At 47.7% G+C, this 15,539-nt stretch carries 13 protein-coding genes and 1 pseudogene; 4 read left to right on the top strand and 10 right to left on the bottom strand.

Annotated features, from left to right (window positions below):
• Positions 1-235 precede the first annotated feature (235 nt).
• Both AC5JLB_RS06515 and AC5JLB_RS06510 read right to left on the bottom strand, forming a co-directional pair.
• Positions 236-1,231, bottom strand: a complete 996-nt coding sequence (locus tag AC5JLB_RS06515) for a pentapeptide repeat-containing protein (RefSeq protein WP_495873034.1) — start codon at positions 1,229-1,231, stop codon at positions 236-238.
• Positions 1,228-2,454 carry a hypothetical protein gene (locus AC5JLB_RS06510; RefSeq protein ID WP_495873033.1) on the bottom strand — a complete coding sequence of 409 codons (1,227 nt, stop codon included), beginning with the start codon at positions 2,452-2,454 and terminating at the stop codon, positions 1,228-1,230. Before AC5JLB_RS06510 ends, AC5JLB_RS06515 begins: the two co-directional genes overlap by 4 nt.
• Between AC5JLB_RS06510 and AC5JLB_RS06505 the strand changes: the two genes are divergently transcribed.
• A complete protein-coding gene (locus tag AC5JLB_RS06505; protein ID WP_495873032.1) occupies positions 2,442-3,104 on the top strand; it encodes a vitamin K epoxide reductase family protein in 663 nt (220 codons plus the stop codon). The two genes, AC5JLB_RS06510 and AC5JLB_RS06505, sit on opposite strands and share 13 nt — an antisense overlap.
• Before the next feature lie 31 nt (positions 3,105-3,135).
• On the opposite strand, the gene ccmO is transcribed toward AC5JLB_RS06505, so the two are convergent.
• The 3 genes from ccmO to AC5JLB_RS06490 all read right to left on the bottom strand — a co-directional run bounded on the left by ccmO (position 3,136) and on the right by AC5JLB_RS06490 (position 7,230).
• Positions 3,136-3,999: a beta-carboxysome assembly protein CcmO gene (gene ccmO / locus AC5JLB_RS06500; protein ID WP_495873031.1), complete on the bottom strand. Its 864-nt coding sequence runs from the start codon at positions 3,997-3,999 to the stop codon at positions 3,136-3,138.
• A gap of 384 nt (positions 4,000-4,383) precedes the next feature.
• Positions 4,384-6,213, bottom strand: coding sequence for a mechanosensitive ion channel family protein (locus AC5JLB_RS06495; protein ID WP_495873030.1), 1,830 nt, complete (start codon positions 6,211-6,213; stop codon positions 4,384-4,386).
• A 231-nt stretch (positions 6,214-6,444) separates the two neighbouring features.
• Complete coding sequence (locus tag AC5JLB_RS06490; protein ID WP_495873029.1) at positions 6,445-7,230, bottom strand: RNA polymerase sigma factor SigF; 786 nt, start codon at positions 7,228-7,230, stop codon at positions 6,445-6,447.
• Between the two features lie 402 nt (positions 7,231-7,632).
• Between AC5JLB_RS06490 and AC5JLB_RS06485 the strand changes: the two genes are divergently transcribed.
• Entirely contained in the window at positions 7,633-8,088 is a 456-nt protein-coding gene (locus AC5JLB_RS06485) for a hypothetical protein (protein WP_495873028.1), read from the top strand.
• Positions 8,089-8,299: 211 nt separating this feature from the next.
• Here AC5JLB_RS06485 and AC5JLB_RS06480 read toward each other — a convergent pair whose 3' ends face one another.
• On the bottom strand, positions 8,300-9,535 hold the full coding sequence (locus AC5JLB_RS06480) for an LL-diaminopimelate aminotransferase (protein WP_495873027.1): 1,236 nt from the start codon (positions 9,533-9,535) through the stop codon (positions 8,300-8,302).
• A 102-nt stretch (positions 9,536-9,637) separates the two neighbouring features.
• Positions 9,638-10,411 (bottom strand): 1-(5-phosphoribosyl)-5-[(5-phosphoribosylamino)methylideneamino]imidazole-4-carboxamide isomerase, encoded by a 774-nt coding sequence (gene hisA / locus AC5JLB_RS06475; protein ID WP_495873026.1) that lies wholly within the window; start codon positions 10,409-10,411, stop codon positions 9,638-9,640.
• 192 nt (positions 10,412-10,603) lie between these two features.
• Between hisA and AC5JLB_RS06470 the strand changes: the two genes are divergently transcribed.
• Entirely contained in the window at positions 10,604-11,416 is an 813-nt protein-coding gene (locus AC5JLB_RS06470) for a hypothetical protein (protein WP_495873025.1), read from the top strand.
• A 351-nt stretch (positions 11,417-11,767) separates the two neighbouring features.
• Here AC5JLB_RS06470 and AC5JLB_RS06465 read toward each other — a convergent pair whose 3' ends face one another.
• Both AC5JLB_RS06465 and AC5JLB_RS06460 read right to left on the bottom strand, forming a co-directional pair.
• A complete protein-coding gene (locus AC5JLB_RS06465) occupies positions 11,768-12,745 on the bottom strand; it encodes a glutathione S-transferase family protein (protein ID WP_495873024.1) in 978 nt (325 codons plus the stop codon).
• Positions 12,746-12,851: 106 nt separating this feature from the next.
• Complete coding sequence (locus AC5JLB_RS06460) at positions 12,852-13,547, bottom strand: pirin family protein (RefSeq protein WP_495873023.1); 696 nt, start codon at positions 13,545-13,547, stop codon at positions 12,852-12,854.
• 654 nt (positions 13,548-14,201) lie between these two features.
• Here AC5JLB_RS06460 and AC5JLB_RS06455 point away from each other — a divergent pair.
• Positions 14,202-14,846, top strand: coding sequence for a M23 family metallopeptidase (locus AC5JLB_RS06455; protein WP_495873022.1), 645 nt, complete (start codon positions 14,202-14,204; stop codon positions 14,844-14,846).
• A 100-nt stretch (positions 14,847-14,946) separates the two neighbouring features.
• Here the strand turns inward: AC5JLB_RS06455 and AC5JLB_RS06450 are convergent.
• A pseudogene (locus AC5JLB_RS06450) lies at positions 14,947-15,539 on the bottom strand (hypothetical protein); the annotation flags it as partial.

Genomic DNA, 15,539 nt, shown 5'->3' with positions numbered 1-15,539 from the left:
ACACAAAAGAGCCAATATATAGTTAGCACACCCCCGAATTTCTGAGCCGAAGAATTTCTAAAAAGATGTCAAAAATAAAGCATGTGGACAAGTATCCAACAGAGTATAAACCGTGATCATCATCTCCGACACGGCAATCACAGTCTCTACTGGCACAAAAATCTAGATCGATGAAGCGCGATCGCTTAGCTGTTAAAATTGTTACCTTTCCAGCTGTGTTCCGATCTGCCCCTCGTCATTCCTCCACACTTCCATCGGGCAGTGTTGCCCCTGTTAAGATCGCTTCTCCTAGTAGAGCACTACTGAGTTCTGCTTTGGCAAGATTGGCTCGCGTGAGGTTTGCACCTTGAAGATTTGCCCGACCCAAGTACGCTTCAATTAAAACCGCTTCGACTAAGTAGGCATTTTTCAAGTTGGCGCGGCTCAGGTCAGCTTGGTTCAGCCGGACTCGGTAAAGATTGGCATGCTGCAAGCTTGCTTTGTGCAGGTTGACAGCGTTGAGGGTCGCATCTGCTAAATCTGCGTCATTTAGATTGGCGTCACTCAGCCTTGCGCGATTCAGCTTTGCGTCCCGCAAACTCGCTTGGCTAAGATTTGCTCCGCTCAAGTTGGCGTCAGTTAGAAACGCGCCGTTCAAGCGAGTTTCACTCAGATTGGCTTGGCTCAGATCGACTTCTCGCAAATTGGCCTCATTCAAATTCGCACCTGCAAGATTGGCTCGACTGAGATCGGCTCCTGCCAAGTTGGCCCCGCGCAAATCAGCCCCGCGCAAATCCGTTCCTCGCAAGTTTGAGCCGTCGTAGCAGCGTTTCTCTTCCCGGAAGTTTGCCCCCTTTAAACAGGCTCCCCGCAAGTCGGCTCCGCTCAAATTGACGTTACGCAAGTCTGCCCCGATCAAATTTGCATCTAGTAGTACGGCTAGACCTAAATCAGCCCCTCGTAAATCGGCATTGTAGAGAACAGCTCCTTGCAAGTCAGCATCTCGCAAGTTTGCGTTTAGTAAGTCGGCTTGGCTCAGGTTTGCCCCACATAGCTTTGTGCCCAGCAAATTTGCCGAGGTTAAGTTCGATCGGTTGAGGTAGGCCAAGACCAGAGTCGCGTTGTGGAGATCAGCATGGCTCAAATCTACTCCAATGAGGTCTGCTCCCATCAAGTTTGCGCTACTTAGATTTTGTTTAGAGAAATTAGTTTCTCCTGCTTCATAGCGTTGTAGTAATTCTTCAGCGTTCATGGAGTTCTCCCCGAAATTTCCTGGCGATCCTTCGGATCTGCACGGAGCGAATCGCGGTTTTGATGCGATTCTGGAGACGCAGAAGGCTGGGTCACAACTTGAGTGGGACTGGCACAAGTGGTATCGGCAGCGCTACCTGACTGTAAAGTGTGCTGAATCTGCTGCTGTAGCACACTATAGTTTGGCTTTAGCGCCTTGATTAGCGCCTGTCCAACGTCGAGATACTCGTTGCCATTGCTGCCTCCTAGTTCAGACGGATCACTAAACTGTTGTGCCATCTCTTGGAGCCTGTGTTGCAGATCTTCTAGTGCAGTTCGGTCTAGGTTGCGCTCTACGCTAACCGCTTGACTCAATATCGTTCGCAGTAACCCTTCTAAACTGTAGAGCTTAAGGTTTGACCAATCTTGCGATCGAAACTCAAACCGATAGTAAGCCAGCGAAAACAGCAAAATTTTAGCGCGGAGTGGATTGGTGTACTTGAAAATCTCTAACCTCAGATCAAATAAATCGATGGGAAGCGGCTTTGATGGGGAATAGGCTGCCGCTGTTGGCACTAAATTCGTTGCTGTCGGCTTGAGCGGCTTCGCAGCAGGGATCTCAATAGAATACAACGGCTCGATCACCTGCAAAATGGCTTCTGCAATCAGGGCATACTCGATCGGCTTATTCAAAGTTTTGACCGCAGCGGCTAATCCAACTCGGAGGCAGTCAAGCGTGGCGTATGCTTTTGTTAGCTCCTGAAGCAAATCTGTTAGCAACGTTTGCTCAATTACATAAGGATTCGCTTCCCAATATTTTCGACACACACAAATCAATAGTTTCTTGATGCGGCTGAGATTGGCATCAGATTCTAAAAGGTGTGCAATTTTTGCGTGAGGGGTTACAGGCTGCGATGGGTTGACAATCTGAGTCATTGCTTCACCATCAGAACCGCTCGTCACGTAAAGCACGGATAGCCCAGTGGTGATGAACTGTGCAACAACCTGGTATTCAGCGGATTTGTTCAGCATGCCGACTAAATGGTTGAGACGCGATCGCAGTCGCTCTAAAGTCGGGTAGCGCTGGTGAAGTTCGTCTACTAATTCTTCTAAATCAATAGTACTTAAACGGGCAGAATCATTCTCCCACCAGTCTTTGCAGGCATAGAGCATTAATTTCTTAATCCGAACGGCATGGGTGTCGCGTTCAAATTGATGAGCAATTAGGGCAGATGCATCCGACATCAAACCATACGGAAACTACAGGCGTAGAGTGCCCTTTTAGAGGAAGGTTCTCACGGAGGGAGAAAATTGAGGGATGCAGACTGGAGCCACGACAGCTTGGCGAGGAACTGCGTAAAGGGCAGAGCGACAACCTCACTCGCCGCCGCTTAATTGTTGAACTATCTACGTTGGGAGGAGCGATGGGACAAATCTTTACGCTCTATCAAACTGGAGTGGTCAGTGACTTACTTGCGCCCCCCATCCCCATTTTTGATTCAAGCAAAGTTGATGCTTCTAACTACGCCTACAGCTGCTTTAATTCGCCAGATCGTCCGCTGATGATACTCAATTACGCAATCACCGCTTGGCTTGCGAGTGCAGGTGGCAAGAATCGAGCGCAGAACAGTCCCTGGCTACCGATCGCGATCGCAGGCAAAATGATGGACTCGTTGCTGTCTGCGGAGCTAGCGCGCGAGGAGTGGAGCGAGAACGAAGCCCTCTGCGCCTACTGCCAAGTCGCAACGTTGGGTCCTTTGCCTCCTTCGTCTCGGTACCCGAAGCATTGGCAGCAACTCGGTATTGGCTTGGAAAGCGCAATTCAGTCAAAAATTCGTAAGCGATCAGTGAGGGATGAAATCAGCTCTGATCCTTTTTTCATCCCTCGTCTTTGACTTGACGCAGCACTAGATTAAGCAACGCCCACTATTCCTCAGGGAATTGAAGGGATTCGTTTTCGACGATCGGTTCAATAACAGGTTCGGCGATAGGTTCAGCAACAGGCTCGGCTGTTGGCTCAGGGAATTCTACTGCTCGTGCTTCGGGGAGTTGTTTGTCTTGAGAAAGAGGAGCCGCTAAGGGGATAGGCGCTTTCTGAAGCTCTGGAAGGGCGACTAGCTCTCGTTCTACTTCGCGAACTTGAATTGGAATTTGGAGTGGCTGTAGTTCTTCGAGCCAGCATTTCGCAAGTGGTAAGGTCTGATCTAAATCTTCTAGTGCGCGGGGAATCACCATCACAGAGTGCAGTTCTCCGATGCGATCGGCTTCTTGCATACCCACATCAACCGCCATCGCCACATTCGCAACCGTGCCTCGAATAATCGCAGTACATAGCCCCGCGCCAATCGAGTGGTACGCTGTGAACGTTACATCAGCAGATTTGAGCATCGCATCTGCCGCACCGACCATCGCTGGAAATCCGCGCGTTTCTAGGAGTCCCACTGCTAAGTTTCGGAACCGATTACCTTCTTGCCCCAACGCGAGTTGTGCAAGCCTACTACCAATCGGCAACACGGCTTCTAAATTTGCCATTGGTCGAGCAATCACAATCGTTGAAACCTCTTGCCCAAATTGCTCGGCAGTGTCTTTGCCCACGTCGATCGCTAATCGCACATCAGAAATGCCACCCCGAACAACGGCAGTACAAAAGCCGCCGCCAATCATTTCATAGCCGACAAGCGTTACCCCGGCTGACTTCAGCATCATGTCTGCCGTCCCTACGATCGCAGGGAAACTTTGGGTCGAAATGAGACCAAGGGCGGTATCGGTAAAGCGGTCTGAGCGATTCATCAGCAAGGGAGAGGTGAGGGTGATCTAATCTTAACGTTGGATCTTCTCAAAAATCCGACCCAAGATTTTTAGGGCTTCGGAAGTTCGCGTCTGAGCCGAGGTATGAACGCAGGCTAAAGTACTCTATTGAAGGATTGGAATATTTAGATATTGTGCAACCAATGAGTCTCCAGAAATGATGAAATTGTGACCTATCGTAACGGGGATTGCCACACCCCATCTCGCACAGTGTCACTCTAGAACGATGCGAACCGCTAGAGAAGCCCTCAAATACGTCAACACCTCCTCAATTCTATGGGCATTATTGTCGCTGCCTAACTAACGATGAGAGCTTAATCCCTTGAAACAGAGCGTTGAAACAAAGCAATGACCCAAGCTTCCGTTTTACCGATTGTTACTCAACGAGTTTGTTTTCTTACTCAGCGGATTCAAGCTGCCATCTCGATCGCCTCTATTTTCCTTGTCGTCTGAAGTTTCGTGGAGTGAGAAAATCTGCTGCGGTACTCCGATTTCAATCCCTTCTGAATCTAAAGCCAACTTCAAGCGACGGCGAAACTCGCGTCCTACGTTCCACTGTTGTAGTGGCTGCGTTTTAATCCAGACCCGAATCGTGATGCCATTACTACTGAAATCTTCTACTCCTAGTACCTCTGGTGGCTCTACAATCTTCTCCTGCCAGTCCTGAGATCGGCTCAATTCAGTACCGATCTTTTGAATCAATTGCATGGCACGATCCAAGTTCGTATCAGATGAAATTACGATCGACAAATCTACCCGTGACCAATCTTTCGACAAATTTTCTACAACAGTGATAGTACTATTTGGAATAGTAATCAAGCGCCCTTCTGCATTGCGTAACTGCGTGATTCTCAAGTTAAGAGATTCAACTAAACCACTAACTTTACCAACCTGAATAATGTCACCTACAGCGTACTGATCTTCTAATAAAATTAAGAACCCATTAATTATATCTTTGATTAAACTTTGAGAAGCTAGCGAAATTCCTAAACCAACAATTCCTGCTCCTGCTAGTAGTGGAATAATTTGGATGCCGATCGAAGATAAAACTAGTAGAATCGCAATACTAACAAGTACAATTGCAGCTAGACTTTTCGCCACTCTAGAAAAGGTAGACAATCGTAGAAAAACTCGCTGAGAGTCTTCTAGAGAGATGAATTCTCCTTTCTCTAATACGCGAAATAATCGATCGATCAATACATCACTAACTCGCATCAAAACATAGGTCACTAATATAATCGTGACCACTCTTAAGGGCGTCGATAGCACAATTGGCTGTAGCCAGCGAGTGTAAGGAAACAATCCCAACAGCACGAACCCGCCGCTACTCCAAATCATTGCTTGTCCAAGTCTTAGGAGACGACGTTGGACATCCTTGAAGTTACGCTGCTGCCGCTTCATCATCTGTTGCTGCACAATCAGATGCGTTTCATGAGGAGATAATTCTTGAGTCGGCGGAACAGGTGGGATCTCCGAGGCAATGCGATCGCGCTGCTCTTTGAGCCGTCGCTGAACGTGAGCCAACGCTCGACTCGCAATAGCTAGGCTAAGCAGAATCCCCAGCGCCACAAGAACCTGTCGACCCAAAAACTCGGACTGTCGTTCTTGCCGCGATCGCAGCAACGCCGACCGAATGATTTGGGTTAACTCTTCGGCATAAGCAGATGGCTCTTGCCCTTGCAATTGAGCATCTAGGGTTGTTACCGTCATCAGATACTGGCCATTCACCGAAATGACCGGCAGATTGCTGCTCGAATCGATCGTTGAACTCACCTTCAAGTCGGCTTCGTCGAGGTTCCGTTTCGCAATTCGGTTGAGTGTCGCTTCAATTCCTTCAATGCGGACTTGCAGCGGCATTGCTGAATTATTTTGAGTTGAATTATTTTGAGTCGGGCTATTTTGAGGCGAATCGCGAACAACGGACGATGCGATCGTAAATAACCGATAACCATCTAAGCGCACCTCTCCCTTCTGTACTTCGGCATCAGGGGTCAGCGAACTACTGAGACGTTTTTGTAACTCTAGTGGCGACGCCAGTTTAGGCAGACTTAGAATAGGCGAGGCAGGTTCTTGTGCAGCAGGCTCTTGTGCAAGAGTAGGCTGGCTCAGGAATAATACTAGACTTAGCCCAATTGAGAGACCAACCGCGAGGTTGTTCTGTCGTACTTTTCTAGTGAAGCTCCTGCAAAACCGCACATCCATTCCTCCTAACTTAGCCAATATTAGTCAACGCTGTTCTGTCACAATTACGAATCGGAAGACCGAATCGTCTTCATTGTTACCGTACATTCACTTTGTCTGCAACTCAAAAAAACGTCTGCAAGCCCAAAAAAAGGAAGCCGGACTGAAGAATCTTCAATCCGGCAAAACTCGATAGACTTTAGATGATGGACCCAAACGCTCTGCTAGAGCGCTTCTTGGTCAAACTTAAGGATCAGATTGCAGTACCTGAGGCTGAAGCAATCCGACCATCTGCTGAATGCCGCGATGAATGCGACGAGTCACTGTCATTGGGCTGACTCCGATCTGTTCAGCGACTTCTTTACGCGACAAGTCGTGCAGAAAAACATATTCGATCGCTTGCCGAGTTTTATCTTCTAGCTGGTTCATGGCCTTCTGCAACTGCTGACGATCTTCTTCGAGATGTTGCAGAGCCTGATAGCGAGCATCGGGCAAGGTATCACCAAGCGTCATGGGAGAATCAAGCTGTTGACACACGGTTGCGTCCAAACTCAAGGGCAAGCGATTCTTGGCAGCTAACTTGCTCTCTCGCCATTCGTTGAGCGATACACCCAATACTGTTGCAATTTCGTCGTCGGTCGGTTGGCGACCATGCGCTTCGGATAGCTGTTCACGAACGCGCTGTCCTTCTTTATTGAGTTGTTGCCAACGACGGGGAATCTTAACAGTACCTGCGCGATCACGCAGGAAGTGCAGCATTTCACCCCGAATGTAAGGAACGGCAAAGGAGCTAAAAGCGCAGCCTTGATTGGGGTTAAATCGCTCGATAGCGCGAATCAAACCGAGATAGCCAATCTGCTCTAGATCTTCGTAGGGTTCTGCACATTGGTGACTAACCCGGTGAGCAATTTTCCGAACTAAGCCAGCATTCATCTGAACTAACTGGTTTCTGACTCGAACCGAGGGGTTTTGGTGATAGGAGACCAGTAATTCCATACCACGAGAGCGGAGAGAAGATTGAGTTGCCATCATCTGTACAAAGGTCCGTCGTTCACATCAGCGTTGAGTTTATTGTCGATTTAAGCCCTAGAAGAAACCATCGTCGATTTACGGTACTGAGCAAAGTTTCTTCTAGGTATGGTCGGCAGAAACACGGAAAGCCGTTTGCCTTTGTAGTGAGATGTTTTCAACTTTCTCTGTGTGTGATACAGATCATTGAAATCCTTTGAAAGTATGGTTAAATATGGGGCTAATTTAAGCAGGCTAAAGGGTTTTGAGCTTCGGACTTGAAAAAAGTGAATGCAAAATATCGTCACCAAAATCCTCATCCGATTGAATGATTTTGAAGTTGCTCTCTAGAGGGAGGGAAAGCAATTTTGCCTTTTTTACTGTGTTGTGTAGTGTTCAAAAAGCAGAAAAAAGGAATTTGTAAATATGGCAACTCAAAGCGGAAGTAAAGCTCACCACGATGAGAATGTTTCTAAAGAAGCGAAGCAACATCAGGCGGAAACGACTGAGCAAAACAATGCGCCTGACCTCGAATCCGCTGCTGAACTTCTACATGGTGATGTTACTGAGATAGAATCCGACACGGCGATCGATGCGATCGAAGAGTGGGTGGACTTCCTCAAAGGTCACAAGGAAGACGGCATCAAAGACCTGTCGGCGAGCTTGAAGGAACTGAAAAAGCTTTTGAAGGGCAAGAAGTCAGAAGCAACCGAAATTGCTGAGGTGCTGCACAAATTGGGCGAGCAGACCAATGCGATCGGTGACGAAGCTGAGCGGGGCGTAAAAGGTCCTCTGCATAAGCTTGGCAAAGGGTTGATTGCAGCAGCTGGCAAGATCGAGAAAATCGCCGAAAAAGCGGGCCAAGGATCTGAAACAAAATAAGTCGGTCTTCTAATTGTTGAACCGCTTGGAACAGTGCTTAGTTGCTCCAAGCGGTTCAGTTTTAGTGAACTCTTTGTCTACACCGTTGCTTGACTGCAAGCGGCGAGCTGATCATCGATCGTTTGGATTCCCCCATTTCTTCGCTGTTTAAACAGCACACAGAATTTTCTAACGAGTTTAATGAGAAAGTTGACCTACATCTGAAACTTCCCTACACCTTAAACTTCTCTGTGATTCGCTTCATTGCTTCATTTACATTCTCGCGACTGTTAAACGCTGAAATGCGGAAGTACCCTTCACCCGCTGCGCCAAAGCCCGAACCTGGAGTGCCAACAACATTGCAAGCATTGAGCAACTTATCGAAGAAATCCCAACTTGACAAACCGTTAGGTGTTTGTACCCAGACATAAGGCGCATTTGTACCGCCGTAAACTTTAATTCCCGCGGCTGTTAGTTGTTCGCGAATAATTTTGGCGTTCTCCATGTAGAAGTTTACCAGTGCTTTTGTTTGGGTTTGACCTTCAGGAGAGTAAACGGCTCCGGCTCCGCGTTGCACGATGTAAGACACGCCATTAAATTTGGTGGATTGACGGCGGTTCCAGAGTTTCCACAGTTCAACATCCGACCCGTCGGCAGCTTTAGCAGTGAGAGTCTTTGGTACGACGGTCAAGGCACAGCGCGTTCCGGTAAAGCCTGCATTTTTAGAGAACGATCGAAACTCGATCGCACAATCTCTTGCACCTTCAATCTCATAGATCGAGTGCGGCAAACTTGGATCAGTGATAAACGCTTCGTAAGCCGCATCGAAGAAGATAATTGAGCCGTTTGCGTTGGCGTAGTCAACCCACGCTTTGAGATGCTCTTTAGTTGCCGTTGCGCCTGTCGGATTGTTGGGGAAGCAGAGGTAAATCAAATCCACTTTCTGTGAGGGAATTTGCGCCGTAAACTGGTTCTCCGCCGTGATCGGTAAATAGACTAAGCCACCAAACTCACCTTTCTCGTTTGCCTCGCCCGTATGTCCTGCCATTACATTCGTATCGACATACACCGGATAAACCGGATCGGTGACAGCAATGGTGTTGCGATCGCCAAAGATGTCGAGCATATTTCCGGTATCGCATTTCGAACCATCGGAAATAAAAATTTCTGACGCATCAATGTCGCAACCACGAGCCTGAAAATCGTGGGTTGCGATCGCGCTTCTCAGCCATTCATACCCCTGCTCTGGGCCGTAGCCTTTAAAGTTAGTGCGATCGCCCATTTCTTCGACTGCCTTGATCATCGCCGTGCGGCAGGCTTCGGGCAGTGGCTCAGTTACGTCACCAATTCCTAACCGAATGATTGGCGCATCGGGATGGTCGGCGGCAAAGGCGTTAACACGACGGGCAATCTCAGGAAAAAGATAGCCCGCTTTGAGCTTCAGGTAATTGTCGTTGATGGTTGCCATAGATTGTGATTTGCGAGGTCGTTAGACAGTTTACTGCGAAAGCCCTTTCTCTGTAGGGCTAACTCAGCGGCAGCGGATTTATAGCGAATATTAATGAAATACTTAAGCGATCGCGGAGGAACCGAAGTCTGGTGGAATGTCTTGCCAACGTCCTTGACCTACTGCCCGCACGGCTTCTTTTAGCGATACATCCCCTGTGTAGATGGCTCGACCGACGATCACGCCCGTCACGCCTTGCGGTTCTAGCGCTAATAGACTCAGTAAATCGGTCATCGAACTGACGCCGCCCGATGCAATGACTGGAATGTCTACCACAGAAGCGATTTCTCGGAGTGCCTCTAGATTGGGGCCTTGAAGTGTGCCATCGCGGTGAATGTCGGTGTAGATGATGGCGGCAGCCCCCAGCTTTGCCATGCGATCGCTGAGATCGGTTGCCAACACTTCTGAGGTTTCTAGCCAACCTTTGGTCGCCACTTTGCCGTTGCGGGCATCAATGCCGACGATGATCTGTTCTGGAAATTGAGTGCAAAGCTCGGTGACTAGTCCGGGTTGCTCAACGGCAACCGTTCCGAGAATCGCCCAACGCACTCCAGTGGCAAGCAGATCGGCAACACTGCTGCGATCGCGCAACCCGCCGCCGACTTCTACGGGAATATCCACCGCTTGCACAATCGCTCGAATTGCGTCTAAATTGACTGGACGCCCCACCTTTGCGCCATCGAGGTCAACCAGATGTAACCGAGTCGCCCCGTCTTCTACCCACTGCCGCGCTACCGCCACAGGGTCGTCGTGAAAGACCTGTGACTGATTGTAATCTCCTTGATATAACCGTACACATTTACTGTCTAGTAGATCGATCGCAGGAATAACGTCCATAGAATGAGCAATTATAAAATGAGCAATTAGGGTATAGCGTACAAGGAATTATGGTTCGTGTTGAGTTGCGGTTCCTGCGAAGCTGCGCTCTGCGCTAATCGAAAGTCTTCTGACAAAAATGCTAAATTGAGATGAAATAAAGCTAGCTCTAGGGTGTAGGGTTTAGAGATAGAGCGATCTGAGGAAACACACATGGTAGCGCGTCGGCAGCAAAAACCGTTGGCAAATCTCTCCAAGCAAGCGCCTAAAGAGCAAGCGCCCAAAGAGAAAGCCCCTAAAGAAGCACCTGAAGATCAAGTGATTGAGGCAGAAGTCGTTCCAGAAAAAGAAGGTGCTCCGACCCCAGAAACGCTTGCCATAAAAGATGCTTCACCCCAAAAAGAAACCTCAACAAAAAACGTTTCAGCAAAAGATGTTTCAGAACTCGAATCAAAAATTGCTGAATTAAAAAGTTCTTTAGAAAAAGCTCAAACAACAGAAAAAGCGCTTCAGGATGCGATCGAACAGTTGCAAACACAATCAGATGCGCAAACGAAGACAACTGAAAAACTACAAAAAAGTTTAGAGAAGTCTAGCGCAGTTCAGACAGAGCTAGAGGAGGCACAAAAAGCGGCAGTGCGCCTCGCAGAAGCAAATCAAAAGCTGATTGACGAAAACAAAGCGCTTAAGGAAGCTCAACTCGCTGAGCAAACAAAAACTGGGAAACTACAGAAAAGTTTAGAGAAGTCTAGCGCAGTTCAGACAGAGCTAGAGGAGGCACAAAAAGCAGCAGTGCGCCTCGCAGAAGCAAATCAAAAGTTGATCGACGAGAACAAAGCGCTTAAGGAAGCGCAAAAGCCAGAACCAAAATCAGAAAAACTAGCAACATCGCAATCTAGGTCATTCCAATCAGCTTTAAGTCCTCAAGAGGACGTTCTTCGTCGTCGGCAAACGGCGGCGCTCTCTCATCCAGTATTTCCGGGCAGCCCACAGCAGACTGATTTAGATATTGGTTGGGCAGATTGAAATGCGATCGTTCTGCTAGTTGCTAAGCTTTTTTTATCAAACGCTGGGCAAACCTGAATTCTATCTCTATTGAGATAGAATTACTACCGTTATGGCAATTCCGGTAGAGTATTTTTAAGCGAAGAAATCAAAGGTTTGCCATTAGCAGTAAAGCTAAAGAGACATTCGAGGTGAACGCTGCGGAGACGTCAGAATCACAGAACAGATGTTACTAAAAGCAACCCTATGCCTCCAGCGTTATATCTGTAGTCCTGAAAAATTAAGCCGCGTAAGATTGCATCGCGAAGCGATCGCGGTTGTGTTGCTCTTCAAAATCAATTATTGGACCTTTCGGCACAATCTGGTTTGGGTTTACTTGGGTCTGATCGCGAAGCGATCACGGTTGTGTTGCTCTTCAAAATCAATTATTGGACCTTTCGGCACAATCTGGTTTGGGTTTACTTGGGTCTGACTGATGTAATAGTGGCGCTTAATGTGGTCTAAGTTGCACGTCACTTTGATGTCTGGATGCTGATACAGATCTTTTAGATAGTTCCACAGATTCGAGTAATCAACAAGCCGTCGTAAATTGCATTTGAAGTGACCGTGATACACCGAGTCAAATCGGTAGAGAGTTGTGAACATACAGATATCTGCCTCGGTCATTTGGTCGCCACACAAATAACGCTGTTGATCGAGGACGGTTTCCCACCGATCTAGATTTTCAAATAGTTCTGTCACTGCTTTTTCATAGGCTTCCTGAGATGTAGCAAATCCCGATCGATAAACACCATTGTTAATTGGAGTATAAATTGCGTCTATCGTCTCATCTATTTTCTGTTGAAGTTCACGTGGATAAAGATCTATTTTTTTCGTTGCTAATTCTGTAAACTCCACGTCAAACATCCGAATAATTTCACGAGATTCGTTATTGACGATCGTTTGTTTTTGCTTGTCCCACAATACCGGAACTGTAATGCGCCCTGTGTATTTTGGATCGGCTTTGAGATAAATCTCTTGCAAATATTGGGCGTGATTGACCGAATCAGGAATTGCGCCTGCCTCGTCAGAAAACATCCAGCCCTTGTCGCTTAGAATTGGATCAACGATCGACACGCCAATCGCCTCAGTTAAGCCTTTTAGCGATCGCATAATCAGGGTGCGATGCGCCCACGGACAAGCCAACGCGACATAGAGATGATATCGTCCTGCCTCTGGCTTAAATTCGCTAAAGCCGTCGGCTGTTACCTGATCCCGAAACATGGTTGGAGTGCGGTTAAATGCGCCCCCTTGATCTCGTTCATTCCACTCGGTCGTCCACTTCCCTTCGATCATTCTGCCTAATGCCATAATTTCCCCTTGTAGTAGTAATAACAACCGTGATTTTGCTACGTCAGTAATAAAAATCTTTTAAGTAAGGAGCGGCAGAGAAGTTAACTCCTCTGCCGCAACTGCGTTATGCCAGGTCAAACACTAAAACCTCTGCGTCTTCTTGACCCACGAGTTCTAGTGTTTCTTCGTCATCTAGCGCCGCTCCATCACCTTGATTCAGCAGATGACCGTTCAATGAAACCGAACCGCGTGCCACCTGAACCCACGCGTGACGATGATCAAGCGCATGATTGACCTGTTCATCATCTTGCAAAATAGTGCTGTAAAGATTGACATCCTGGTGAATTGTGACCGAGTCATCCCGTCCGTCCTGAGATGCAATCAGCCGTAGTTTGCCGCTCTTTTCCGCTTGGCTATACTCTTTCTGCTCGTACCCAGGCTCTAAATCGCGTTGAGATGGCAGCAGCCAAATTTGTAGCAGGTGAACATTTTCAGATTTGGAGTGATTGTACTCGCTGTGGGTCACTCCCGTTCCAGCGGTCATACGCTGCACTTCGCCAGGGCGAATGATGGAACTGTTGCCCATGCTGTCGCGATGCTCTAACGCGCCTTCCAAGACATAAGTGATGATCTCCATATCGCGGTGAGCATGTGTCGGAAATCCTTTGCTTGGTGTGACGCGGTCTTCGTTGATCACGCGCAAGCTCCGAAATCCCATGTGATTTGGGTCGTAGTAATTGGCAAACGAAAAGGTGTGGTAAGTGTTCAACCAGCCGTGATCTGCGTGTCCCCGCGCGATCGCTTTTCGTAGAGTAATCATAAGTGAACCCTATGTTTGGATATAGAATGTACTAACTCGTACTTTCTGATCTAAAGATAGCATCTAGATTGTTCTAGTGCAAACAATCAATCGAGCAATGTTAAGATTTCATGACAATTATCCGACAGCCCCTTAAACTCCGCAAAGCTGATGCTTCTAGAGCCAGCGTTAACCCAAATAACGAAAACTGACTGAAAGATACGACTTGCTTTTGACGTTCCGTAGAATCGCGTAAGGGTTCAAAGCACTTCCCTGTCATTTCGGGATTAGTACCGACAGAATTCGCGATTTGGGAAGGCAACATTAGCCATTTGAATGAATTTTTGCTTAACCAATATTTTTCTCAAAATTGAAGCCTATTACTCCAAACAAAAATCGTGCAATCACGTATTCTATCTATGGTTCCCGTGTGGTTTAATTTGACGAAATAAGCGATTCATTTAATAAAGATTTTACAAAGCATCCGCAAAACAACGGAATTAGTGATATCGGAAACGCAGGAAATCACGGGGGTTTTAGAAAAAGTCTGTGGTTAAATTAGGCGATGGTTAAGTTGCTACAGAAGTTGATCTTTGTATCCTGCTATACCACTTAGACCCACTTCTACAGCAGTCCAGTAGTTCTACCCGAATATCCTTAACGATGGGAAGTAAGATGAAGCCAGTTAAACCGTCTCTGATCCAATTTGGCGCTGTAGTTAAACGTCTGATGTTGCTTGCAGGAATTAGCTGTTTAAGCTCAGTTGCTCTAGGATCGAGTCAAAATATCGTTGCTGCTCTAGAAACTGGATCGCAGGGTCTAGCGTGGCAGGGTGCTTCGTTTCCGGTGGAGAATTTTCAGGGGTATACCTCTCCATTTGGGTATCGTCAGTCTCCTGATGGGTCTTACAATCAGGAGTTTCACCGGGGTTTAGATATGGCAGCCCCCCAAGGCAGTTATGTTCGCAGTTGGTGGGCGGGCAAGGTCATCGAGATTTCTGACAATAGTGCCTGTGGAACCTCGGTTGTGGTTCAGTCTGGCGATTGGATGCATATCTACTGCCACATGCAGGGGCGCATCGAACGAGATAGTCAAGGCGGACGCTATATCAGCGATCGCGCAGGCGGTCTTCAGATTCGGGAAAACCAAGCGATCGCGGCTGGTGCACGAATTGGTCGAGTTGGTATGACTGGTCGTACTACTGGACCTCATTTGCATTGGGGCTTGAAATATACAGGTCAATGGGTTGATCCTGCTATGGTGCTGCGAGCGATGTATGCAGAACAGGGCAGCCAATCTGTGTCGAGCAGACCTCGGTAATTGAAATCAAACCGCTTCATTAGTAAACGCCTAAATGCCTCTCCTACCAAAACGGTGGGAGAGGCATTTCTGTCGTTACTCTTAATCCAGAGTTTGTTGATTAAGGGTTTGTTTGAGTTGGCTGCAAATTAGGAGTCGGAAGATTTACATCTGCATTCACTTTCACAGCAGGCAGGGTTTCAACTGTAATAGGAACGATCGGAAGTTGTGAACTAGGTGTCTCTACAGGTTGACTGGGCAAAGCCTGAGTCGGGGCTAGATTCGGAGATGTGACAGGTTGCGGATTAGCGGCAGGAGTAACTGGATTAACAGCAGGAGTAACCGGATTAGCAGCAGGGGTAACTGGATTAGCAGCAGGGGTAACTGGATTAGCAGCAGGAGTAACCGGATTAGGATCTTTTGTGGCTGCTTGTCCGCCAGTAGATTCTAGTTGCTGACGCGGATTAGGAGGAGATGTGACAGGGGTGGAAGGGGGAGTAACCAAATTCGGAGCATTACCTCCTGCGCCGGGGTTAGCATTGCCTCCTGCATTAGGGTTAGCTCCACTAGGATCTTTTGTGGCTGCTTGTCCGCCAGTAGATTCTAGTTGCTGACGCGGAGGAGTTTGAACTGGGTTAGGACTTGGATTTACGACAGGATTAGGACTTGGATTTACGACAGGATTAGGACTTGGATTTACGACAGGATTAGGAC

It is taken from the genome of Myxacorys chilensis (genome assembly GCF_059505265.1).
The sequence above is the reverse complement of the archived record's forward strand: the minus strand, read 5'-3'. Positions and strand labels throughout refer to the sequence as shown.

Bases quoted from the DNA above. Each gene is read 5' to 3' on its own strand.
- AC5JLB_RS06515 (WP_495873034.1), bottom strand. From the start codon at position 1,231: ATGAACGCTGAAGAATTACTACAACGCTATGAAGCAGGAGAAACTAAT.
- AC5JLB_RS06505 (WP_495873032.1), top strand. From the start codon at position 2,442: ATGCATCCGACATCAAACCATACGGAAACTACAGGCGTAGAGTGCCCT.
- AC5JLB_RS06510 (WP_495873033.1), bottom strand. From the start codon at position 2,454: ATGTCGGATGCATCTGCCCTAATTGCTCATCAATTTGAACGCGACACC.
- ccmO (WP_495873031.1), bottom strand. From the start codon at position 3,999: ATGAATCGCTCAGACCGCTTTACCGATACCGCCCTTGGTCTCATTTCG.
- AC5JLB_RS06490 (WP_495873029.1), bottom strand. From the start codon at position 7,230: ATGATGGCAACTCAATCTTCTCTCCGCTCTCGTGGTATGGAATTACTG.
- AC5JLB_RS06485 (WP_495873028.1), top strand. From the start codon at position 7,633: ATGGCAACTCAAAGCGGAAGTAAAGCTCACCACGATGAGAATGTTTCT.
- AC5JLB_RS06480 (WP_495873027.1), bottom strand. From the start codon at position 9,535: ATGGCAACCATCAACGACAATTACCTGAAGCTCAAAGCGGGCTATCTT.
- hisA (WP_495873026.1), bottom strand. From the start codon at position 10,411: ATGGACGTTATTCCTGCGATCGATCTACTAGACAGTAAATGTGTACGG.
- AC5JLB_RS06470 (WP_495873025.1), top strand. From the start codon at position 10,604: ATGGTAGCGCGTCGGCAGCAAAAACCGTTGGCAAATCTCTCCAAGCAA.
- AC5JLB_RS06465 (WP_495873024.1), bottom strand. From the start codon at position 12,745: ATGGCATTAGGCAGAATGATCGAAGGGAAGTGGACGACCGAGTGGAAT.
- AC5JLB_RS06460 (WP_495873023.1), bottom strand. From the start codon at position 13,547: ATGATTACTCTACGAAAAGCGATCGCGCGGGGACACGCAGATCACGGC.
- AC5JLB_RS06455 (WP_495873022.1), top strand. From the start codon at position 14,202: ATGAAGCCAGTTAAACCGTCTCTGATCCAATTTGGCGCTGTAGTTAAA.